Origin of the sequence: Thioclava sp. F36-6, assembly GCF_002020305.1 — a bacterium.
Classification (GTDB): Bacteria; Pseudomonadota; Alphaproteobacteria; order Rhodobacterales; family Rhodobacteraceae; genus Thioclava; species Thioclava sediminum.
Genome location: NZ_MPZX01000001.1, coordinates 516,313 through 537,096 on the forward strand (window position 1 = coordinate 516,313; position 20,784 = coordinate 537,096).

General features: G+C 64.1%; 21 protein-coding genes. 16 read left to right on the forward strand and 5 right to left on the reverse strand.

Annotated features, from left to right (window positions below; all coding sequences use genetic code 11):
• Window positions 1–7: 7 nt before the first annotated feature.
• Window positions 8–1,096, forward strand: a complete 1,089-nt coding sequence (locus BMI88_RS02480; RefSeq protein ID WP_078545727.1) for a tartrate dehydrogenase — start codon at window positions 8–10, stop codon at window positions 1,094–1,096.
• Window positions 1,097–1,233: 137 nt separating this feature from the next.
• Here BMI88_RS02480 and BMI88_RS02485 read toward each other — a convergent pair whose 3' ends face one another.
• Together BMI88_RS02485 and BMI88_RS02490 are read right to left on the reverse strand one after the other, a co-directional pair.
• A complete protein-coding gene (locus BMI88_RS02485) occupies window positions 1,234–1,815 on the reverse strand; it encodes a nucleotidyltransferase family protein (protein WP_168173928.1) in 582 nt (193 codons plus the stop codon).
• Between the two features lie 17 nt (window positions 1,816–1,832).
• Window positions 1,833–2,144, reverse strand: a complete 312-nt coding sequence (locus BMI88_RS02490; protein WP_078519919.1) for an NIPSNAP family protein — start codon at window positions 2,142–2,144, stop codon at window positions 1,833–1,835.
• A gap of 142 nt (window positions 2,145–2,286) precedes the next feature.
• On the opposite strand from BMI88_RS02490, the gene BMI88_RS02495 reads away from it, so the two are divergent.
• The 14 genes from BMI88_RS02495 (at window position 2,287) to sigJ (ending at window position 16,635) form a co-directional block, all read left to right on the forward strand.
• Window positions 2,287–3,048, forward strand: a complete 762-nt coding sequence (locus tag BMI88_RS02495; protein WP_210401993.1) for a TetR/AcrR family transcriptional regulator — start codon at window positions 2,287–2,289, stop codon at window positions 3,046–3,048.
• A gap of 239 nt (window positions 3,049–3,287) precedes the next feature.
• On the forward strand, window positions 3,288–4,619 hold the full coding sequence (locus BMI88_RS02500; protein WP_078545731.1) for an extracellular solute-binding protein: 1,332 nt from the start codon (window positions 3,288–3,290) through the stop codon (window positions 4,617–4,619).
• A gap of 131 nt (window positions 4,620–4,750) precedes the next feature.
• Window positions 4,751–5,596: a sugar ABC transporter permease gene (locus tag BMI88_RS02505; RefSeq protein ID WP_208607942.1), complete on the forward strand. Its 846-nt coding sequence runs from the start codon at window positions 4,751–4,753 to the stop codon at window positions 5,594–5,596.
• A 1-nt stretch (window position 5,597) separates the two neighbouring features.
• A complete protein-coding gene (locus BMI88_RS02510; protein ID WP_210401994.1) occupies window positions 5,598–6,563 on the forward strand; it encodes a carbohydrate ABC transporter permease in 966 nt (321 codons plus the stop codon).
• 13 nt (window positions 6,564–6,576) lie between these two features.
• On the forward strand, window positions 6,577–7,686 hold the full coding sequence (ugpC, locus tag BMI88_RS02515) for a sn-glycerol-3-phosphate ABC transporter ATP-binding protein UgpC (protein ID WP_078519916.1): 1,110 nt from the start codon (window positions 6,577–6,579) through the stop codon (window positions 7,684–7,686).
• 4 nt (window positions 7,687–7,690) lie between these two features.
• The gene (locus tag BMI88_RS02520; RefSeq protein WP_078545733.1) at window positions 7,691–8,560 is read left to right on the forward strand and encodes an FAD binding domain-containing protein; all 870 of its coding nucleotides are present in this window, start codon (window positions 7,691–7,693) and stop codon (window positions 8,558–8,560) included.
• Window positions 8,557–9,054 (forward strand): (2Fe-2S)-binding protein, encoded by a 498-nt coding sequence (locus BMI88_RS02525; protein WP_078545735.1) that lies wholly within the window; start codon window positions 8,557–8,559, stop codon window positions 9,052–9,054. The genes BMI88_RS02520 and BMI88_RS02525 overlap by 4 nt, the downstream gene beginning before the upstream one ends.
• A complete protein-coding gene (locus tag BMI88_RS02530) occupies window positions 9,051–11,429 on the forward strand; it encodes a xanthine dehydrogenase family protein molybdopterin-binding subunit (RefSeq protein WP_078545737.1) in 2,379 nt (792 codons plus the stop codon). Before BMI88_RS02525 ends, BMI88_RS02530 begins: the two co-directional genes overlap by 4 nt.
• Window positions 11,426–12,319, forward strand: a complete 894-nt coding sequence (locus BMI88_RS02535; protein WP_078545739.1) for an NAD(P)-dependent oxidoreductase — start codon at window positions 11,426–11,428, stop codon at window positions 12,317–12,319. The genes BMI88_RS02530 and BMI88_RS02535 overlap by 4 nt, the downstream gene beginning before the upstream one ends.
• The gene (locus BMI88_RS02540) at window positions 12,319–12,909 is read left to right on the forward strand and encodes a carbon monoxide dehydrogenase subunit G (RefSeq protein ID WP_078545741.1); all 591 of its coding nucleotides are present in this window, start codon (window positions 12,319–12,321) and stop codon (window positions 12,907–12,909) included. Before BMI88_RS02535 ends, BMI88_RS02540 begins: the two co-directional genes overlap by 1 nt.
• A gap of 11 nt (window positions 12,910–12,920) precedes the next feature.
• Window positions 12,921–14,093, forward strand: a complete 1,173-nt coding sequence (locus tag BMI88_RS02545; RefSeq protein ID WP_078545743.1) for a M20 aminoacylase family protein — start codon at window positions 12,921–12,923, stop codon at window positions 14,091–14,093.
• A 10-nt stretch (window positions 14,094–14,103) separates the two neighbouring features.
• Complete coding sequence (locus BMI88_RS02550) at window positions 14,104–15,024, forward strand: XdhC family protein (protein ID WP_168173929.1); 921 nt, start codon at window positions 14,104–14,106, stop codon at window positions 15,022–15,024.
• Window positions 15,025–15,266: 242 nt separating this feature from the next.
• A complete protein-coding gene (locus tag BMI88_RS02555) occupies window positions 15,267–15,719 on the forward strand; it encodes a carboxymuconolactone decarboxylase family protein (RefSeq protein ID WP_210401995.1) in 453 nt (150 codons plus the stop codon).
• Window positions 15,706–16,635, forward strand: coding sequence for an RNA polymerase sigma factor SigJ (gene sigJ / locus BMI88_RS02560; protein ID WP_078545750.1), 930 nt, complete (start codon window positions 15,706–15,708; stop codon window positions 16,633–16,635). Before BMI88_RS02555 ends, sigJ begins: the two co-directional genes overlap by 14 nt.
• 91 nt (window positions 16,636–16,726) lie before the next feature.
• On the opposite strand, the gene BMI88_RS02565 is transcribed toward sigJ, so the two are convergent.
• Both BMI88_RS02565 and BMI88_RS02570 read right to left on the reverse strand, forming a co-directional pair.
• Entirely contained in the window at window positions 16,727–16,966 is a 240-nt protein-coding gene (locus BMI88_RS02565) for a hypothetical protein (RefSeq protein ID WP_078545752.1), read from the reverse strand.
• 13 nt (window positions 16,967–16,979) lie between these two features.
• A complete protein-coding gene (locus tag BMI88_RS02570; protein ID WP_246831808.1) occupies window positions 16,980–17,378 on the reverse strand; it encodes a c-type cytochrome in 399 nt (132 codons plus the stop codon).
• Between the two features lie 241 nt (window positions 17,379–17,619).
• On the opposite strand from BMI88_RS02570, the gene BMI88_RS02575 reads away from it, so the two are divergent.
• Entirely contained in the window at window positions 17,620–18,063 is a 444-nt protein-coding gene (locus BMI88_RS02575) for a YtoQ family protein (RefSeq protein WP_078519905.1), read from the forward strand.
• Window positions 18,064–18,288: 225 nt separating this feature from the next.
• On the opposite strand, the gene katG is transcribed toward BMI88_RS02575, so the two are convergent.
• The gene (gene katG, locus BMI88_RS02580; protein ID WP_078545755.1) at window positions 18,289–20,463 is read right to left on the reverse strand and encodes a catalase/peroxidase HPI; all 2,175 of its coding nucleotides are present in this window, start codon (window positions 20,461–20,463) and stop codon (window positions 18,289–18,291) included.
• Window positions 20,464–20,784: the final 321 nt, after the last annotated feature.

The window sequence follows — 20,784 nt, forward strand, 5'->3', positions numbered from 1 at the left end:
TGCGGCCATGACGACCCGGGTTCATCGTATCGCGGCCATTCCCGGCGATGGGATCGGGCCGGAAGTGGTCGACGCCGCACTGACGGCGCTTGACCACCTGAGCCGCCTGACCAACGCCTTCCGGCTGGAGGTCGACCGCTTCGACTGGGGCTCGAAACGCTTTCAGCGCGAGGGCACATTCATGCCCGCAGACGGGGTCGATGCGCTGCGTGCCTATGACTCAATCCTTTTCGGCGCAGTCGGGGCCCCAGACGTGCCCGATCACCTGACGCTCTGGGGGCTGCGCCTCGCGATCTGTCAGGGGCTCGATCAATACGCGAACCTGCGGCCCACCCGTATCCTGCCGGGCCTGTCGAGCCCGCTTGCGGGTGTCGGTCCGGAAGATCTGGACTGGCTGATCGTGCGCGAGAACTCCGAGGGCGAATATGCGGGGCAGGGCGGGCGCAGCCATCGCGGCCAGCCGCATGAGGTCGCTACCGAGACCGCCATCTTCACCCGCACCGGCGTCGAGCGCATCATGCGCGTGGCCTTCTCGCAGGCCCAGGCGCGCCCACGTAAGCGTCTGACGGTGGTGACGAAATCCAACGCGCAACGCTACGGGCTGGTGTTGTGGGACGAGATCGCCGCCGAGGTCGCGCGCGAGTTTCCCGACGTGACATGGGACCGGATGCTGGTCGACGCGATGACCGTGCGCATGACGCTCGACCCGCGTTCGCTCGACACGATCGTCGCCACGAACCTCCACGCCGACATCCTCTCGGATCTGGCAGCGGCGCTCGCGGGCTCCATCGGCATCGCCCCCACGGCCAATCTCAACCCCGAACGCGCCGCGCCGTCGATGTTCGAGCCGATCCACGGCTCGGCCTTCGATATCACCGGCAAGGGCGTCGCCAATCCCATCGGCACCTTCTGGAGTGCTGCAATGATGCTGGGGCATCTGGGAGAGACCGAGGCCGAGGCGCAAATGATGCGCGCGATCGAGGTCGTGACAGCCGATCCCGAGAGTCGCCCGCGCGACCTCGGCGGCACAGCCAGCACCGAGCAGGTTACGGAACGGCTCTGCCGCGCACTCGATGAGATCGGGACGAAAAGCTGAAAATTACGGACGGGCGTTGGACGCTGTCGTCTCTTGTCGGTCTTGAGAGCCGAGCGCATGGGGAGTGGGCTCACTCAAGCCGAACTCGCGTCCGCGCCAGGATCAGTTTCCCGACAATACGCGCCCTGGAGAACGTGTCAGGCACGATCCTCACGCCTGACGTTAACCCGATGATGGCGGAGGTCTTCGGGCGTGTCGATGTCACTCGCCTCTTCGGCTGAAAGGGGGATGAGCGACTTGGGCGGCAGGGCGCGCAACAGCTCCCGGGCGCCGTGATCTCCGTCCTGATCGGGTGCGTGTCTCAAGTCCTGCGCGGTCAGAAGCGCCGGCGGCATCGGGATACCGTCGAAGGTGCAGGCGCGGCTGCCGCCATCGCTATTTACCAAGGCGCGGAGCGTGTCGGTTGAAACGAAAGGCATGTCGCCCAGCACGAACAGCGCACGTTCTGCCCGGCGGCTCGTTGCGACGCCGCGCGCCGCTCGCCAGCTCTCGGAGAGCGGCAGGCCCGGTGCCACGTGATGCACCTTGAACGACGGCGGGAGAGAAACGGCGACCCTCTCGGAAGAGACGATCGCCACGAGCGCATCGCATTCCGACGCCTCGAGCGCGCGCGCCGCTGCCTGCACCAAAGGGGCGCCGTTCCAATCTGCAAGAAGCTTGTCCCGAGCGCCGAACCGACGCGAGGCGCCGGCGGCGAGGAGGATGCCAAGCGTGCGCATGGTGGCCCGGGCCCGGATCAGTCGAGCGGCGAGAAGGCCGCGGGCTGCAGGAAGATGCTCTCTTGATGCACGAGATAGGGCAGGATCTTGGGCACGAAAGCCTGCCATTCCGGGTCAGCGCCCAGCTTGGCGCGTTGCGCGCTGCGGTGGCCGTAATCTTCATAGGCCCAGAGGAAGGTGACCGCGTTGAGTACGCCGCTGTCGCTGACCCAGCATCCGGCAAGCTTCGCGTATTGGGTGATGATGTGCAGGCCCTCGGCTTCATAGAGCTTGAGGAACTCGGGCGCCTTCCCGGGGGTGATGCGGTAGGTTCTTTGTTCGTAGATCATGTTGGACTCCGGCGTGAATGGCAGAAAATCGCGGGCACTGACGTACCGTCACGCGCCGAAGCTACGACCAAACTTTGGGTTTTCGCAACACATAAGTCGTCAAGTGACGAAAAGATACTTTGCCTTCGCGCGGAATGGGCTAATGTATGAATCTGAAGTCGTTGCGTCCGGCGTCGGAATGAACAACAAAGGATGCCAAGAGGAAAACGTGCAGACCAAGCCCAAAATGACTGAAGGTTCGTCCAAAACGAACGGCGCCGGAAATAAGCCCGGCTCGCCGCAAGGCGCTGTGCGCATGCCGTTCAATGAGCGTCGTGCTCAGATCTTGGACGTCGCCACCGAGTTCTTTGCGGAGAACGGGCTTGCGGGGCAGACGCGCCAATTGGCGGAGAAATGCGGCATCTCCCAGCGTCTTCTCTATCGCTTCTTCCCGACCAAGGAAGACCTGCTCAAAGAGGTCTATAACCGAGAGATTCTTGGTGCTTTCAAGGCCGTCTGGTTCGTTGAGCTTCAGGATCGCTCCCAGCCCATGGCCGTGCGCCTCGACGCATTCTATCGCGACTATCTTCAGTCTACCTTGACCCGGAAGTGGTTGCGATTGTTCCTGTATGCCTCGCTGGCCGAGGCGAATATGGCGCCTGACTACATCGCGGCGATCGTCATGCAGTTGCTGGAGACCGTGATGCGCGAAGTTGCGCATGAGCGGGGCGTAGAGCTGCCGGAAGATCCCGCATTGCTCCGCGAAATGGCGTGGACGCTGCACGGTGCGATCTCTCACTACGCGATTCGACGCCATATCTATCAAAGCAGCCTGTCGCTCTCCGAAGACCAGGTGGTAACGATGCATGTCCGCGTGTTCCTCGCGGGATTCGAAGACATGGTCGAGGTGTGCAGCGGCCGCTGAGCGCTGCAATCCACTACATTTTCCCTGATTTCGCCTGCGGAGGCTTCCGCGGGCGCTGAAATTTTGTGCGATTTCCGTTGCGGAAGGGAAATCCTCACTTTTTCGTTTGTCGTCAGTTGACGAATAAATAAATCGCCAATAGCGTCGGTTCCCATAAACAAGATCAACAGGGACGGCTTGCTGCAGGTTGGGCTTTGAACGGGCTCGGGCTGAGGCGGCCATGCAAAAGGAATCGAAAGATGCTCAAGGATAAGACGCGCCGTCTCGGGCGCCGGGATTTCCTCCGCTACTCGGCGGCGGGCGCAGGGGCGCTGATGGCGCCGGGTCTGGTTCGTCCGGCCAAGGCCGAAACGGCCGCGCTGACGATGCACACCTGGTCGGCCGCGGTCGACACCGTGCAGAGCCACCTCAGCGCCTTCACCAAGGAAACCGGGATTCCGGTCAATTACGGTAACTCGCCCTGGGCCCAATACCGCGAGGGCATGGTCGCGAAATTCGTGGGCGGTGCGCCGCTCGACGCGATGTGGGTGTCGGATTCCTGGCTGCCCGAATGGGCCGAAGCCGGCTGGATCGCCCCGGTCGACGAGTTCGACAGCCTGATGAAATACAACGCCGAGGCCGAGGATTTCTGCACCGACTCCATGACCTATGGCGGTCGTCAGTACGGCCTGACTTATTACACCGACTACATGGCCTTCTTCTATGACGAGGCGAAGCTCAAGGAAGCCGGCTTCGACGCGCCGCCGAAAACTTGGGATGAGCTGGTCGAGCAGTCGCTCGTCATGAAAGAGAAAGGCATTGCCGACTATCCGATGATGCTCGCGATGGCGCAGGAAAGCTGGCTGATCGAGTTCATCTCGACGCTGGTCTACTCGCATGGTGGCCGTCTGGTCGACGACAACGGCATGGCCGTGATGCAGGACCCCAAAGAGGGGGCCGTCGAGGCGCTGAGCTGGGTCGTCGATGCGGTCAACAAGCACGAGATCGTCTCGCCCGCCTGTGTCGAGACCGGCGAACTGGCTGGCCTGAAATCCTTCGCGGCGGGCAACCATGCCTTCGCGATGGTCGCGAAATACCGTCTGCGGATGCTCAACGATCCCGAGCAGTCGCAGATCGCGGGCAATGTGAAGCAGGCGATGATGCCTCAAGGCCCGAACGGCTCTCACGCGACGGTCGGCTGGATGCGTTTCCACGGCATGTCGGCGCAAGCTGCACAAGACAAGGCGCGCGCCGAGAATGCCGCGAAGCTGATCGAATGGTTCGGCGGCAAGGCGGATGGCGCCTACACGTTCCAGAAACTCCTGTTCCTCGATATCGGCGCCGGGTTCGGCGTGAAGCCGCTGTTCGAGGATCCCGAGATCCGCGCGGCCTACGACTCCTATGGCGATGTCGACATGATCCAGGCTCAGCAGGCGCTCGCTCGCAAGAAGGACACGGTCACCCCGTGGTTCGGCGAGTGGAACGACACCAACGGGTCGGCCTGGCAATCGGCCATCCTCGGCAATGTCGATCCGGCCGGAGCGGTCAAGAAATCTGCCGATCTGTGGAACGAGCTGAAGGACAGCTACTGAGCAGGTGCGGCGGGCCTTTCTAAAAGGCCCGCCGCCTATCGGGCAGGGCAACGGGAGAGCATGACGTGGCGAATGCAATGACACGGGCGACACGCCCGAAATGGCGGGTGGGATACGAGGAGCGCAGCGCCATGCTGTTTCTTGCTCCTGTCATGGCCGTTCTGGGCGCGGTTGCGGTCTTCCCGATCGCCTATTCGCTTTATATCAGCTTCTTCAGCATTAAGCTGACGCGTCCGAACCGGACCCCCTTCGTCGGGCTGAAGAACTATACCGATCTTCTCGGCGATGAGGCTTTCTGGGGCGCGGTCTGGCGCACGGTGAGTTTTTCGCTCGTCTCGGTTACCGCGATTGCTTTCATAGCCTTGCTTGTCTCGCTGCTGCTGAACCAAGAATTCCGCGGGCGTCGTATCCTGTCGACGATCCTGCTGGTGCCGTGGGCGATCCCCTATGTCGCGAACGCGCTGATGTGGAAATGGATCTACGATTCCAGCTATGGCGCGCTGAACGGCCTGCTCTACCAGCTCGATTTCATCGACAAATACATGGTCTGGCTGGGGGATCAGGACAAAACGCTGTTCCTGATCGCCAATGCCTTTGTCTGGAAGGAAGTGCCGCTGGCGACGATCCTTCTGCTGGTCTCGCTCAAGTCGATCCCGTCCGATCTCTATGCGGCGGCGCGCGTCGACGGTGCGACGGTCTGGCAGCGCTTCGTGCATGTCACCCTGCCTGCGATGAAGCCCGGTTTCATGCTGGTGATGATCTACGAGACGATGATGGCGATCCGCCATTTCGATCTGTTCTTCATCCTGACCGAGGGCGGGCCCGGCAGCGCGTCGCATGTGCTCTCGTGGCACATCTATGTCGAGACCTTCCGCAACCTGTCCTTCGGGAGCGGTGCTGCGATGTCCTACCTCCTCGCAATCGCGACTTTCGCACTCTCCTACCTCTTCATCCGAACGCTGGGGCGCAAGATCTGACATGAGCGATATGCCTATCACCCCGCCTGTCGACACGATCGACTACCGCCGCCGCCAGAAAATCGGGCGCATCGTGCAGCGTCTGGTGATCGTGGTCTCCGCGATCGTCCTTGCGGCCTACATTCTCGCCCCGGTGTCCTGGCTCGTCTCTTCGGCGTTCCAGACCGAGACCGAGATCGTCTCGATCCCGCCGCACTGGATTCCCGAAGAGCCGACCCTGCGCAATTTCGAGGCGATCTTCACCGCCGGGAACGACGAGCCCGTCACCTACGAGACGCGCTCGGGCGCCGATCCGGCGGCCGGTGACTTCATCCCCTCCACCGCAGAAAACCTTCTGCCGTCGATGGCCAACAGCCTGATCGTCTCCACCCTCGTGGTGATCCTGAACCTGCTCGTCGGGGTGCCGGCCGCCTATGCGATCGCGAAGATCCGGTTCTGGGGGCGCAACGCGTCGGTCTATTTCATCCTGATCACGCGGGTGATCCCCGATATTGCGCTGGTCGTGCCGTTCTTCCTGGTGATCCGAAAACTCGGGATGCTCGATACGCTCGGATCGCTGGTGATCACCTATCTCGCGATCACGGTGCCCTTCACGGTCTTCATCCTGATCCAGTATTTCGAGGGCCTCCCAGACGAGCTGGACAAGGCCGCGCGGGTCGATGGCTGTTCGCGGTTCCAGGCGCTGATCAAGGTGTTCCTGCCGCTCTCGCTGCCCTCGCTCGTCGCCGTGGTCCTCTTCACCTTCCTTACCAGCTGGAACGAGTTCCTGCTCGCGCTGATGTTCACGCAGACTTCCGCGTCGCAGACCCTGCCGATCCTGCTGGCCTCGTTCACCTCCGATTTCACGGTGAGCTTCTCCTTCCTCAACGCCGCTGGCGTCCTGGCGGTCGTGCCGCCGGTGATCGTCGCCATCGTCTTCGAACGCTACATCGTTTCCGGTCTGACCGCCGGGGCTGTCAAAGGTTAGAAAGGACAAAGTCTTGGCCCGGATCCGCTTCACCAACGTCAACAAGAAATACGCCAACGGCTTCCATGCCGTGCGCAATCTCAACCTCGATATCGAGGATCGCGAGTTCATCGTCCTGCTCGGCCCCTCGGGCTGCGGCAAATCCACGACCCTCAACATGATTGCAGGGCTCGAGGAGGTCTCGGACGGCGATCTGATCTTCGACGAGCAGGTCGTGAACTACGTCCCCCCGCACAAGCGCGACGTCGCGATGGTGTTCCAGAGCTACGCGCTCTACCCGCATAAGACCGTCTACGACAATATCGGCTTCGGGCTGAAGATGCGCAACGCGTCGAAGGAAGAGATCGACGAGCGCGTGCAAGACGCCGCGAAGAAGCTCGAGATTTCGCACCTGCTCGACCGCCGTCCGTCGCAGCTGTCGGGCGGCCAGCGTCAGCGTGTGGCGCTGGGGCGCGCGATGGTTCGTGACCCGTCGGTCTTCCTGATGGATGAGCCGCTGTCGAACCTCGACGCGGCGCTGCGGATCTCGATGCGCGCGGAGATCAAGGAACTCCACCGCGCGATGGAGACCACCTTCGTCTACGTGACCCACGATCAGGCCGAGGCGCTGACGCTCGCGGATCGTATCGTGGTGATGAATGACGGGGTCGTGCAGCAGATCGGCACGCCCGACGACATCTACGAGCGCCCGGCGAACACCTTCGTGGCGTCGTTCCTCGGCAGCCCGCCGATCAACTATTTCGACGGCGTGCTCGAGGCCGGGCCAGATGACGAGATGGCCTTCGTTCGCGATGGGTTGCGTCTCGTGCTGCCGGCAGATCACGCGGCCCGCCTGAAAGGGCAGGAGGGGCGCGCGGTGCGACTGGGTATCCGGGCCGAGGATGTCGCAGAAGGCACTGCCGAGCCGGGATACAATGCCCTCAGCGGCACCGTGAACTCGGTGCTTCCGGTTGGCTCGGATCAGTATCTCGGTATGGATTTCGGCGGCGAGGAGCTGTTCTTCCGCGTCGGCAAGGATCTGCGCCATGCGTTCGGCGAGAGCATCACCCTCGCGGTGGATCTCAACCGCCTGCATGTCTTCGACCGCGAAACCGGTCAGTCGCTGATCTGGAACGCGGCCTGACACAATGAAACCCGCCCCTTTCACCTACCACCGGCCTGCGAGCCTTGCCGAGGCACTGGCGCTGTTGCGCACGCATGGGCCGGCGGCCAAGCCGATCGCCGGAGGGCAAAGCCTCGGGCCGATGCTGAACATGCGGCTGGCGCGTCCGGGCCATCTGATCGATCTCAACGATCTGATCGAGCTGGACCGCGTGCGGGTGAAGGAGGACATGCTGGAGATCGGCGCGCTGACGCGCCATCACCGGCTGGCCAATGCGCCGGAAGTGCAGCGGAGCCTGCCGCTACTCGGTGCCGCTGCCGCCTCGATCGGGCATTACGCGATCCGTCAGCGTGGCACGATCGGCGGCAGCCTCGCCCATGCGGACCCCGCCGCCCAGTTGCCGCTGATCGCGGTCACGCTGGGCGCGACGCTGGTGATTTCGGGACCGGCAGGCACGCGCGAAGTTGCCGCCGCCGATTTCCTGCAATCGATCATGACGGTAGATCTGCGCGATGGCGAACTCATCACCGCGCTGCGCTTTCCGCTCCCCGTCGGCGATCGGTGGGCCTTCGAGGCTTTCTCGCGCCGTCACGGCGATTTCGCGCTGGTCAGCGTCGCGCTCAGTTTCGCGCGCGACGCGGAGGGCAAGATCGATGCGCTGCGGCTCGGGCTCGGCGGCGTCGACACCGTCCCGCTGCGCCTGCCCGAGATCGAGGCGCGCGCGCAGGGCAGGCTGGCCGACGAAGACACCATTCGCGACCTCGCTGCCGCGACTGCTGCGGCGATCGCGCCCGAAGACAGCGAACAGGTGCCCGCGGTCTATCGCCGGGAGCTTGCCGAAACGCTTGTCATTCGCGCGTTCCAGTCCGCTCTGACCCGGGAGGAGGGTGCATGACCGCTCCGACACACGACCCCCTGACGCTTTCGCTGAGCGTGAATGGCGAAACCCACGACGTTCGGGTGCCCGCGCGCAAGCTGCTCTCGGATGTGCTGCGCGAGGATCTTCGCCTGACCGGCACCCATGTCGGCTGCGAACACGGCGTCTGCGGCGCCTGCACCGTGCTGATCGACGGCCGCCCGGCCCGCGCCTGCCTGACCTTCGCCGCTCAGATGGAGGGCCATGAGGTCACGACGGTCGAGGCCATGGGACGGCCCGACGCGCTCTCGGCGCTTCAGCAGGCGCTGCACGAGGAACATGGGCTGCAATGCGGTTTCTGCACGCCCGGTATCGTGGTGACCTTCGAGCATTACCTGCGCGAGAACCCGGACCCCACCGCAGAAGAGGTGCGCGATGTCCTGTCGGGCAATCTGTGCCGCTGCACGGGCTATCAGAATATCGTCGCCGCCGTGCTGAAAGCTGCGGCCCGGATGCGTGGAGAGGCGGCATGAGCGGTGATTTCACCGAGATCGGTCGCGCCCTGCCGCGTAAGGAAGATCGGCGCCTCGTCTCGGGTCGCGGGCGCTATCTCGACGACCTCGCCTTTCCCGGCGCGCTGCATGTGAGCTTCGTGCGCTCCCCCCACGCGCATGCGCGCATTCTCGGGATCGACAGCGCCGAAGCCGCTGAGATGCCGGGGGTCGTGGGGATTTTCACCGGGCGCGATCTCGATCAGATGACAACGCGGCTGCGCCTCGCGCCGCCGATCGAGGGGCTGCAGCCGACCGAGCTGACGACGCTTCCGATCGACAAGGTCCGCTTCCACGGCGATCCGGTGGTCTGCGTCGTCGCGACCGATCGCTACCTCGCCGAGGATGCCGCCGAATGTGTCAGTGTCGAATATGACCAGCTTCCGGCGGTGACCTCGATCACCGAGGCCTTCGCGCCCGATGCGGCTCTGGTCGATGACAACCTGACGAGCAACATGGTCTCGCATCAAAGCCTGTGCGTAGGCGATCCTGCCGCGCGCCGGGTTGAGGCGCATCGCGTCGTCGAGGCCCGGTTCTCGCTCCATCGCCACACCCATGTGCCGCTGGAGACGCGCGGTTGCGTCGCCGACTGGGATGACGGGCGCGCGCATCTGAACATGCATATCGGCAATCAGGTCCCGCATCCGTTGCGCAGCCAGCTTGCTGCGCGGCTGGGTCTGTCGGAAAGCCAGGTTACGGTGATGAGCCCCGATGTGGGCGGCGCCTTCGGTCAGAAGATCGCGCTCTATCGCGAGGAACTCACGGTCGCGGCTCTGTCTCGCCACTTGCGCCGCCCGGTTCGGTGGCGCGAGGACCGGATGGAGAACCTGATGTCCGCCGCCCATGCGCGGGAATACGAGTGCCGCACGCGCACCTCGGTCAGCGAAACCGGACGGATTCTCGGTCTCGAGTTGGAGATCGACGAGGATTTCGGCGGCTATTGCTTCTACCCGGCCAACTATATGGCCCGCGTCATCGCCCTCATCATGACCGGTCCCTACCGGATTCAGGACTACGCCTATGAGGTCCGCGTCGCGCTGACCAATAAATGCGGCGCAGGCCCGATGCGCGCGCCGATGGCGATCACGAGCTGGGTGATGGAGGGCACGATCGACGCCATCGCCCGCGACCTCGGCCTCGACCCGGTCGAGGTGCGCCGTATCAACGCGCTCGGCCCGGAGGATCTGCCCTACAAGATGCCCACGGGCGAACTTCTCGAAGATGTCAGCCCACGGGAGACGCTCGAGATCGCCGTGGACGCGATCGACGTCGCGGATTTCCGCACGCGGCAGGAAAAGGCGCGCGCCGAGGGGCGCTATCTGGGGCTCGGGCTGTGCACGGTGATCGAGAGCACGACCTATGGCTCGGAATTCTACAAATCCGCCGGTATCCCCGGATCGGGCCATGAATCGGCCTGGGTGCGGATCGAACCGAGCGGAGCGGTCAACGCCTCCGTCGGCCTGATGGGCACCGGGCAGGGCTACGAGAGCCCGCTTTCGCAGGCGGTGGCCGAAGGGCTCGGCGTGCGCTCGGAAGATGTCACGGTCCATATGGGCAACACCGATATCGCGCCCTACGGCATGGGCAGCCGTGGCGGACGCGGCGCGACGGCCGGGGGCGGGACGCTTTATCTCTGTGCGCTCAAGGCGCGCGAGCGGGTGCTCGCGATTGCGGCTTCGATGCTCGATCTCAACGATGCTGGCGGGCTGCGCATGCGCGCAGGCCAGATCGAGCGGATGATCGGCGACGACTGGCAGGAGACGGGCCTTGCGCTGACCGATATCGCGCGGCGTGCCTATCTCGATCCGCTGGCTCTGCCCGAGGGTATCACGCCCGGGCTCGATTTTTCGCATAGCTACGACCCGCCCGCGATGACCTATTCCAACTCGACCCATGCCTGCGAAGTCGAGGTCGACCCGCAGACCGGCGCTATCACCATAGACCGCTATCTCGTCGCCGAGGATTCCGGCACCGTTCTCAATCCGATCGTCGTGCGCGGCCAGCAGCAGGGCGCGATCGCGATGGGGCTGAGCGGCGCGCTGCTCGAACAGGTGATCTACGACGGCACGGGGCAGAACCTTTCGGCGACGCTCGCCGATTACCTCGTGGCCTCCCCGAACGAATTGCCGGAATTCGAAATCCTGCATCACAATACGCCGAACCGCCGCACCCCCGCGGGGATCAAGGGCATGGCCGAAGGCGGCGTGATGGGCGCGATCGGCGTGCTCGCCAACGCGGTGAGCGATGCGCTCGCGCCGCGCGGCGTGACGATCGAGCGTCTTCCGCTGACCCCCCAATCCATTCGCGCGCTCCTGCGGGAGGCCGCGCCCAGCTCAACGAAAAGGACCCAGCCGTGACAGAAGAGAAACTCAGCGTCGGCTTCATCGGACTCGGAATCATGGGCCAGCACATGGCGGGGCATATCCTCGCCGCGGGGCATCCGCTCAACATCTACAACCGCACCCGCGCCAAGGGCGATGCCCTCGTCGCGAAGGGGGCGACGTGGTGTGACAGCCCCGGCGCCGTGGCCGAGGCCAGCGACATCACGATCACCATCGTGGGCTACCCCGCCGATGTCGAGCAGGTCTACCTCGGTGAGGATGGGATCATCGGCAAGGCGCGCCCGGGCTCGGTGCTGATCGACATGACCACCTCGAGCCCGGCCCTAGCCGGGAAAATCGCGCAGGCGGCTCTCGCGCGCGGCCTCTCTGCGCTCGACGCCCCGGTGTCCGGCGGCGATGTCGGCGCGAAGGCGGGCAAGCTCGCGATCATGCTGGGCGGCGATGCGCGGGCGTTCGAGCGGGTCCTGCCGGTGCTGGAGCTGATGGGCGGGAATATCGCGCTGATGGGCAAGGCGGGCGCTGGGCAGCACACCAAGATGGCCAACCAGATCGCCATCGCCTCGACCATGCTCGCGGTCGCGGAAAGCATCAGCTACGCACGCGCCGCCGGTCTGGATCCGATGCAGGTTCTCAAAGTCATCGGAACCGGGGCCGCGTCGAGCTTCCTGCTCAACGGGCTTGGGCCGAAGATGGTGGACGAGGATTTCGCGCCCGGCTTCTTCGTCCATCATTTCGTCAAGGACATGTCCATCGCGCTGAGCGAAGCCGAAAGACTGGGCCTCGATCTGCCGGGCCTGTCGCTGGCGCGCAGCCTCTATGGCAAGCTGGTGGATGACGGCTTCGGCGAAGAGGGCACGCAGGCGCTCTACCGTGCCTATAACGCGATCCATGCGGAGGCCGGGTGATGCGGTTCGAAGGCGATCACCTGATCCCGGCCGATCCCGAAACGGTCTGGCGTGGGCTCAACGACCCCGAGGTGCTGCGCCGCGCGATCCCGGGCTGCGAGGCGATGGAGCAGACGGGCGAGGCCGAATACACCGCCACGGTCGTGGCACGGGTCGGCCCCGTCTCGGCCAGCTTTCGCGGCAAGGTGGAGCTGAGCGATCTGGTGCCGCCCGTGTCCTACCGGATCACCGGGCGCGGGCAGGGCGGGCCTGCGGGCTTCGCCAAGGGCGGCGCCGAGATCAAGCTCGCGCCTGAGGGCGAGGGCACGCGTTTGTCCTATGTCGCCGATGTCGAGGTTGGCGGTAAACTGGCCGCAGTCGGCGGGCGATTGATTCAGGGCGTGGCGCGCAAGAATGCCGAGGACTTCTTCAATGCCTTCTCGCGGGTCGTGACCGGCGAGGCGGAAGAGACAGCCCCGCCCAGCGAAGGCGCTGCCCCGGCGGGCGCGGTGGCCACGGCGACGGCGGGACATATCCCGCTGATCGACCGCGTGGCGTGGCTTCTGGTCGGTCTTGGCCTCGGGCTTGGGATCTGCTGGCTCTTTGGTTGAAGGGACGCGCGATGAACATCACCCCGGCGATCAAGGCGATGGAAGACCAGTTGGTTGAATGGCGGCATGCGCTGCATCGCAGCCCCGAACTGGCTTTCGAGGAACACGAGACCGCCGCCTTCATCGCGGCTGAGTTGCGTGCTTTCGGACTTGAGGTCCACGAGGGGCTGGCCGGGACCGGGGTGATCGGCGTTCTGCGCAATGGCGAGGGGCCGACGGTCGGCCTGCGCGCCGATATCGACGCGCTGCCGATCTCCGAACTGACCGGCGCGGGTTATGCCTCCGAGATCCCCGGCAAGATGCATGCCTGTGGCCATGACGGTCACACCACGATGCTTCTGGGCGCCGCGCAGGCAATGGCGGCCGATCCGCCGGGGCCGGGCACGGTCGTGTTCATCTTCCAGCCCGCCGAGGAAAACGAAGGCGGCGCGCGGGTGATGATCGAGGATGGGTTGCTCGACCAGTTCCCGCTCGACAGCACCTTTGCGCTGCATAACTGGCCGGGGCTCGAGGCGGGCAAGATCGCGATGCGCGCGGGCCCCGTCATGGCCGCATTCGACACGTTCGAACTCAAGGTGAAGGGCAAGGGCTCGCATGGCGCGATGCCGCATGAGGGGATCGACCCGATCACGCTGGCGGCTCAGCTGCAGATGGCCTGGCAAACCATCGTCAGCCGCGCGGTGGATCCGACCGATGCGACGGTGATCTCGGTCACGCAGATCCATGCGGGCCACACGCTCAATGTGATCCCCGACGAAGTGACCCTGCACGGCACCGTGCGCACCCTGCGCCCCGCGACGCGCGATTTCGTTCAGGCCGAGATGACGCGCCGCGCCGAAATGATCGCCGAGGCATTTCATGCCAAGGCCGAGCTGATCTATCAGCGCCGCTACCCGGCCACGATCAACGATGCCGAGGCCGCCGAAACGGCACGCCGCGCCGCCGAGGCCATCGTGGGCCGCGACGCGGTGCAGGTCGATTACGCACCCAGCATGGCGAGCGAGGATTTCGCCTTCCTGCTGGAGAAGGTGCCCGGCGCTTACGGCTGGATCGGCAACGGATCGGCGGAGGGCGGGCGCAACCTGCACAGCCCGCATTACGATTTCAACGACTCCATCCTGCCGCTGGGCGTGCAATTCTTCGTCGAGGTCGCGCATCGCGCGCTGGCCGGGTCGAACGATTGAGGGGCCAGCCGTGACCCATCCCGCTGCGCAAGATCCGTGGTTCGAATTGGCAAGGTCCGACGTACCCGGCGCGATCGCGGTGATCTCTGCCATCGAAGGTCCGGCCTATCGCAATGTCGGCACCGCGATGGCGATCTTGCCGGACGGTCGGCGCTTCGGAGCGCTCAGTTCAGGCTGTATCGAGGAAGACGTGGTCGAACATGCGCGCGCGGCGCTGGCCGACGGGCAGGTGCGCAAGCTGCGCTATGGGGCCGGTTCGCCCTTTTTCGATCTGAAGCTGCCCTGCGGCGGCGCGCTCGAGGTTACGGTGATCCCCGCGCCGGACCGTTCCTTGCTTCGCGAGCTTGCGGCAAGGCGGGCGCGCCGCGCGGAGGCGGCCTTGGGACTGAGCGCCTCGGGTGGCTTGCGTTTGATGCAGGAAGACGAGACCCCCGACGCGCCGGGAGAACTGCGTATCGCCTTTCGCCCCGAGCCGCGCTTCGTGATCTTCGGTGCCGGCGCTGAGGCGGTGTTCTTCGCCGATCTGGTGCGGGCCACCGGCGCGCCGCATCTTTTGCTCACGCCCGAAGATGCCACTTTCGCCAATGCTGAAGGTGCAGGCTGCACGGTGCGCAAGTTGGACCGAAGCGCGATCCCCTCGGACGTGGCCATCGACGCGCGCACGGCGGTGATCCTTCTGTTTCACGACCACGATTGGGAACTGGACATTCTCGAGGCGGCGCTCGCAACCCCTGCGTTCTACATCGGGGCACAAGGCAGCGTGCGCACGCAAAACCGGCGGCAGGAAGGTTTGCAGGCTCGCGGTATCGACGCGGCGACGCGCGCGCGGGTTCATGGGCCGATCGGGCTGATCCAATCCGCGCGCGATCCGCGGCTGCTGGCCGTGTCAGTTCTGGCCGAGGTGCTTGAAGAAGTGCAGCGCGACGTTTGAAATTCGCGGGTGCTCGCCCGAACAAGCCGCCGCGAATTGCATCTACGTTAAAATGCCCCGCGCGACCAAAGCTTCGACCGAGTTCGTCCTTTCCGGCGCATGGCTTTGGCGAAAAGGCGTAGGTCCCCTTAGGCTCCAGACCCGGCGACCTGAACAGAGAGATTTTCTTTCCGCCTGTCACAAAGTGGGGGGCTGTCTCGTCTTCTGGTATATAACCAAAGGAGATGCCGATGACGCCCCGAATGAACTACTACGAAGCAGCCCCCGAGACGATGAAGGCCATGAGGGCAGCCGAGGACGCGACGAAGGAGCTTTCGATCTCGCTCATGCTGCGGGAGCTTATCAAGATGCGCGTGTCGCAAATCAACGGATGCGCTTATTGCCTCGATATGCATGCGCCTGCCGCGCGGGATGCGGGTGTGTCGCAGCAAAAGCTCGATGTGCTGGCGGCCTGGCGTGAAAGCCCTGCGTTTGACGAACGCGAATGCGCCGCACTCGATTGGGCCGAAGCCCTGACAAGGATCGAACAACAGGGCGCCTCGGAGGAAGTCTTCCAGCGTCTCAGAAATGTTTTCACGGAGCGCGAATGCGTGGACCTGACTTTCGCTGTTACGTTGATTAACGCGTGGAACCGTTTCGCGATCGGATTCCGGTCTACCCACAAGATCACAGAGCGCGATCATGCAGCTGCCTGAGACACAGCAGGTTTTCGAAAGGGAGCGCCGCCGCTTGGCGGGGCTCGCCTATCGAATGACCGGCTCAGTCTCGGAGACGGAAGACATCCTTCAGGACGCGGCGCTCAAACTGCAAAGCGTCGGTCTCTCCGGCATCGAACGTCCGGCGCAATGGCTTTCGACCGTCGTCACGCGCCTTTGTCTCGACCATCTGCGATCGGCGCAGAAGAGGCGGGAAACCTATGTGGGGGCGTGGCTGCCCGAGCCGATTGTCACCGACCATGCGGCGGATGCCGAAAGCGATTGGATCCTGACCGAAGATGTGGGGATCGCACTCCTGCTCACGCTCGATCGACTATCGCCCGAGATGCGCGCGGCGTTCATTCTTCGCGACGGGTTCGATTACAGTTTCGAAGATATCTCGGCGGTCGTCGGCCAGTCTTCCGCAAATTGTCGGCAGCTGGTTTCGCGGGCAAGACGCAAGCTTGCCGGTGCCGATCAGAGCACGCCGGAACGGGCGGAGGAGACCCACCCGCTTGTCGCGGCATTCTGGGCTGCGAGCCGCGAGGGCGACATGGATCGGCTGCTGGAAATCTTCGCTGAAGATATCGAGGTGCATACGGATGGCGGCGGCAAGGTTCCGGCGGCGATCAACGTGCTGAGAGGGAGCCGGAACGCCGCGCGCTTCTTCGAAGGCTTGGCCCGGAAGGGCAAGCTGACGTCTGGGCCTGTACCGAGACCGCAGTTGATCAACGGAGCAACAGGATATGTGGTGCGGGAAAATGGCGTCCTGCAAACCACGGCCTTCGCGGTTCATTCCGGAAAGATCAAAGCAATATGGATTGTCCGAAACCCCGAGAAGCTGCGGCATGTTCACCCTGCGGAGGATGGATTTCCACCCGAAGGGTCGCGCCCTCCATGCTGTTCGGCCGATTGATGTGGACTAAGCCACATCGCGGGTTTCGTCTGGCATGCCCACGGACGTCAAGAAGCCGGACGCGAGGCCCGGCTTCCTGCCTCGTGTGTGATCAGGCCAGCTGGCCTTCGAAGACGCTCTGCAGCTTGTCGACGGGAATGATGCCCGTCTGGCCGTAGAGGTCGACGTGATCGGCACCGTCAATGATCATCAACTCCTTCCGCCCGCCCGCCGCCATGCCGAGGGCGTTGGCGAGTTTGAAGGCCGCCATCTTCATCGCGCCAAAGCGGTAGCGACCGGCCGCGCGCCCGTCGATCAAAGTTCCGGCACAGATGCCGAGGCCCAACACCATCTGCGCCGGGGCGCTACTGCTGTATCGAGGCCAGATAATAGATGAGAGACAGGATGCGCCCCCGGGCCACCATGTCCGCCGTTTCTCCGCGCTCGCTGGTCGCCGAGGCCGCGTAACGGTCCCCCCAGACCGGCATCTTGCTGCCATGCGCCCGCATCTCGTTTCGCCCATCTATCATCCGAAGCGCGTAGTCGAACGGAAATTCGCCGTTGCCCTTCTTCGCCGCAAGGCTCGTGAGGTCGGGTGTCTGAATATCCAGCAGCCCTGCCAGCGGGCCATTCCCTTTCGCTGACTCGCCATGACATCCAGCGCAGGCGACCATGTATTCCTCGCGACCGGCATCCTCCTGCGCAAGAGCGCTTGTTGTCAGCAGCAGGAGTGCTGCCATGCTTGAAATCACCACACCGTTCATTGCTTTCTCCTCCTCCCAGGATTTCGAACACTTCACAGCAAATCAGGTGGCCGATTTTGCGCACTGACCGGCGTCAATGACATGTCGCTATGCGTGCTGCCGGATCAAGCGCATGGGGAGCGGATCGGAGGGGGCTGGACGACCGGAGAGGTTGCCAAGCTGGTCCCGATCCTCAAGGATCGCGCCGGAAAAGCTATGCTGCCCGAACTGGGGCCCCACGCGACAGCGAAAAGAGGATGCGATGAAACTGAATGTCTATCTGGCCGGCGAAATTCACACCGATTGGCGCGAGGCAGTGAAATCGGCCTGCGAGGGGCTCGAGATCGAATGGTCCGGTCCTGTGACCGATCACGGGGCCTCGGATGATTGCGGGGTCGAGATCTTCGGCGCGGAAGAGGACAAGTTCTGGCATGACCGCAAGGGCGCGTCGCTCAACGCGATCCGCATCCGCACCGGGATCGAGCGCTGCGACGTGCTCGTCGTGTGTTTCGGCGAGAAATACAAGCAGTGGAACGCGGCTTTTGATGCGGGTTATGCGGCGGCGCTCGGTAAGCCGATCATCGTGCTTCAGCCGCCCGAGCACGATCATGCGCTCAAGGAGGTCGATGCGGCGGCCAATGCGGTCGCGCGCACGCCCGAGCAGGTGGCCCGCGCGCTGCGCTATGTGACGACGGCGGCGCTGTAAGGCTGAATAGTGGTGCCCCGCCCGGATCAGCCGCGTCAGCGGCCCGGGCAGCACGAGCGGCTTTGAAAGAAGGGCGGCGCCCTCCCGGGGGGGAGGTCGGGCGCTGCCCGGGGCTGGTCGCCCCGGGCAGCGGTCTGAACTTGGAGTGGGCTTTCTCCTGCCCCAAACGAAAACGCCCCCCGCAGGTCATCCTGCGAGGGGCGCATCAGGCTTTGAAAACGGCGATCAGGCCAGATCGAAGCGATCGGCGTTCATCACCTTGGTCCAAGCGGCTACGAAGTCCTCCACGAACTTCTCGTTCGCATCGTCCTGGGCATAGACCTCGGCATAGGCGCGCAGGATCGCGTTCGAGCCGAAGACCAGATCGACGCGGCTCGCGGTCCACTTCACCGCGCCGGTCTTGCGGTCGCGGATCTCGTAAGACCCGTCGCCCACCGGATGCCAGCTATAGCCCATATCGGTCAGGTTGACGAAGAAGTCAGTCGTCAGCTGGCCTTCGCGGTCGGTGAAGACGCCGTGCTTGGTCCCGCCATAGTTTGTGCCGATCGCCCGCATGCCGCCGATCAGGACGGTCATTTCATGCGCGGTCAGCCCCATCAGCTGGGCACGATCCAGAAGCATCTCCTCGGGCGAGACGATGTAGTCCTTCTTGAGCCAGTTGCGGAAGCCGTCGGCGAGCGGTTCGAGCACGTTGAAGCTGTCGGCATCGGTTATCTCGTCACTCGCGTCGCCACGACCCGGCGCGAAGGGCACCGTCGCGTCATGACCGGCGGCCTTGATCGCCTTCTCGACGCCAACATTGCCCGCCAGCACGATCACGTCGGCCACCGAGGCACCTGCTTCCGCCGCGATCGGCTCGAGCACCGAGAGCACCTTTTGCAGACGGGCGGGCTCGTTGCCTTCCCAGTCTTTCTGCGGGGCGAGACGGATGCGCGCGCCATTGGCGCCGCCGCGCATGTCCGAGCCGCGATAGGTGCGCGCGCTGTCCCAGGCGGTCGAGACCAGCTCGGCCACCGACAGGTCCGAGGCAGCGATCTTCGCCTTCACAGACTCGACGTCCCAAGCGGTCGACCCAGCGGGGACCGGGTCTTGCCAGACCAGATCTTCCGAGGGCACCCACGGGCCCTTGTAGCGGACCTTCGGACCCATGTCGCGGTGGGTCAGCTTGAACCAGGCGCGGGCGAAGGTCTCCTTGAAATACTCCGGATCGGCCATGAATTTCTGGCAGATCTCGTTGTAGATCGGGTCGACCTTCATCGCCATGTCGGCATCGGTCATCATCGGCATCCGGCGCTGGCTCGGGTCCGAAGTGTCGAGCGGCATGTCCTTTTCGGCGATGTCCACCGGCTTCCACTGTTTCGCGCCAGCGGGGCTCTGGGTGACTTCCCATTCATGGCCGAAGAGCATCTCGAAATAGCCCATGTCGAATTCGAGCGGGTTCGTCGTCCACGCGCCTTCCGGACCGCCCGTGATCGAGTTGCTCGCTTGCCCCTTTAGGTTCGGGTTGAACCAGCCGAGACCCTGCTGCTCGACATCGGCCGCTTCAGGTTCCGCGCCGAGCGCCGACGCGTCGCCATTGCCGTGGCATTTGCCGACGGTGTGGCCGCCTGCGGTCAGCGCGGCGGTTTCCTCGTCATTCATCGCCATACGCGCGAAGGTCTCACGGACCTGCGCCGCGGTCTTCATCGGATCGGGCTGGCCGTTGACGCCCTCGGGGTTCACGTAGATCAGGCCCATCTGCACGGCGGCGAGCGGGTTTTCCATCGTGTCGGGCTTGTCGACATTGGCGTAACGCTCGTCCGACGGCGCGAGCCATTCTTTCTCGGCACCCCAATAGGTGTCCTTCTCGGGATGCCAGATGTCCTCGCGCCCGAACGCGAAGCCGAAGGTCTTCAGACCCATGCTTTCATAGGCGACGGTGCCAGCGAGGATGATCAGATCCGCCCAGCTGAGCCGGTTGCCGTATTTCTTCTTCAGCGGCCAGAGCAGACGACGGGCCTTGTCGAGGCTCGCATTGTCGGGCCACGAGTTGAGCGGGGCGAAGCGGATATTGCCGGTGCCCGCGCCGCCGCGCCCGTCCGCGAGACGATAGGAGCCCGCCGAGTGCCAAGCGAGACGGATCATCAGCCCGCCGTAATGGCCCCAGTCAGCCGGCCACCACTCCTGACTTTCGGTCAGCAGCGCGTGCAGATCGGCTTTCAGCGCGTCGTAGTCGAGTTTCTCGACCTCTTCGGCATAGTCGAAGCTTCGCCCCAGCGGGTCCGTCTTGGTGTCATGCTGGTGCAGGATGTCGAGATTGAGCGCCTGCGGCCACCAATTCATCACGTTCGAGCCAAGTTCGGTATTGCCGCCATGCATCACCGGGCACTTGCCGCCCGTGTTCACGTCATTTCCGTCCATCTGTGCTTCCTCCTGCTGAGCACGGGGTTGATCGGGGAGACCGGTTAAAGTCTGACATGCCGCAGCTTGTCCGAATAGGGGCTACGGCACGTGGGTCCCTACCTTGCCCGATGCTCATAGCAGGCAGTGCGATAAATAAAAATTTGGAAATTGTAATAAGACATATAATGTAAAATTATGCATTGGCATTTTGTCAGCGGAATCCGAGCGCTGGCTTCATGCGCCCCCGACGGGTTCGAACCGGCCGAAGCGAGCGCCCGTTCAACGACATGTCATGTCGCGAACGGGGCGCCCCATGGCCTTGATCGAGCGCCGTTGCCT

Bases quoted from the DNA above. Each gene is read 5' to 3' on its own strand.
- BMI88_RS02480 (WP_078545727.1), top strand. From the start codon at position 8: ATGACGACCCGGGTTCATCGTATCGCGGCCATTCCCGGCGATGGGATC.
- BMI88_RS02485 (WP_168173928.1), bottom strand. From the start codon at position 1,815: ATGCGCACGCTTGGCATCCTCCTCGCCGCCGGCGCCTCGCGTCGGTTC.
- BMI88_RS02490 (WP_078519919.1), bottom strand. From the start codon at position 2,144: ATGATCTACGAACAAAGAACCTACCGCATCACCCCCGGGAAGGCGCCC.
- BMI88_RS02495 (WP_210401993.1), top strand. From the start codon at position 2,287: ATGTATGAATCTGAAGTCGTTGCGTCCGGCGTCGGAATGAACAACAAA.
- BMI88_RS02500 (WP_078545731.1), top strand. From the start codon at position 3,288: ATGCTCAAGGATAAGACGCGCCGTCTCGGGCGCCGGGATTTCCTCCGC.
- BMI88_RS02505 (WP_208607942.1), top strand. From the start codon at position 4,751: ATGCTGTTTCTTGCTCCTGTCATGGCCGTTCTGGGCGCGGTTGCGGTC.
- BMI88_RS02510 (WP_210401994.1), top strand. From the start codon at position 5,598: ATGAGCGATATGCCTATCACCCCGCCTGTCGACACGATCGACTACCGC.
- BMI88_RS02520 (WP_078545733.1), top strand. From the start codon at position 7,691: ATGAAACCCGCCCCTTTCACCTACCACCGGCCTGCGAGCCTTGCCGAG.
- BMI88_RS02525 (WP_078545735.1), top strand. From the start codon at position 8,557: ATGACCGCTCCGACACACGACCCCCTGACGCTTTCGCTGAGCGTGAAT.
- BMI88_RS02530 (WP_078545737.1), top strand. From the start codon at position 9,051: ATGAGCGGTGATTTCACCGAGATCGGTCGCGCCCTGCCGCGTAAGGAA.
- BMI88_RS02540 (WP_078545741.1), top strand. From the start codon at position 12,319: ATGCGGTTCGAAGGCGATCACCTGATCCCGGCCGATCCCGAAACGGTC.
- BMI88_RS02545 (WP_078545743.1), top strand. From the start codon at position 12,921: ATGAACATCACCCCGGCGATCAAGGCGATGGAAGACCAGTTGGTTGAA.
- BMI88_RS02555 (WP_210401995.1), top strand. From the start codon at position 15,267: ATGAACTACTACGAAGCAGCCCCCGAGACGATGAAGGCCATGAGGGCA.
- sigJ (WP_078545750.1), top strand. From the start codon at position 15,706: ATGCAGCTGCCTGAGACACAGCAGGTTTTCGAAAGGGAGCGCCGCCGC.
- BMI88_RS02565 (WP_078545752.1), bottom strand. From the start codon at position 16,966: ATGGTGTTGGGCCTCGGCATCTGTGCCGGAACTTTGATCGACGGGCGC.
- BMI88_RS02570 (WP_246831808.1), bottom strand. From the start codon at position 17,378: ATGAACGGTGTGGTGATTTCAAGCATGGCAGCACTCCTGCTGCTGACA.
- BMI88_RS02575 (WP_078519905.1), top strand. From the start codon at position 17,620: ATGAAACTGAATGTCTATCTGGCCGGCGAAATTCACACCGATTGGCGC.
- katG (WP_078545755.1), bottom strand. From the start codon at position 20,463: ATGGACGGAAATGACGTGAACACGGGCGGCAAGTGCCCGGTGATGCAT.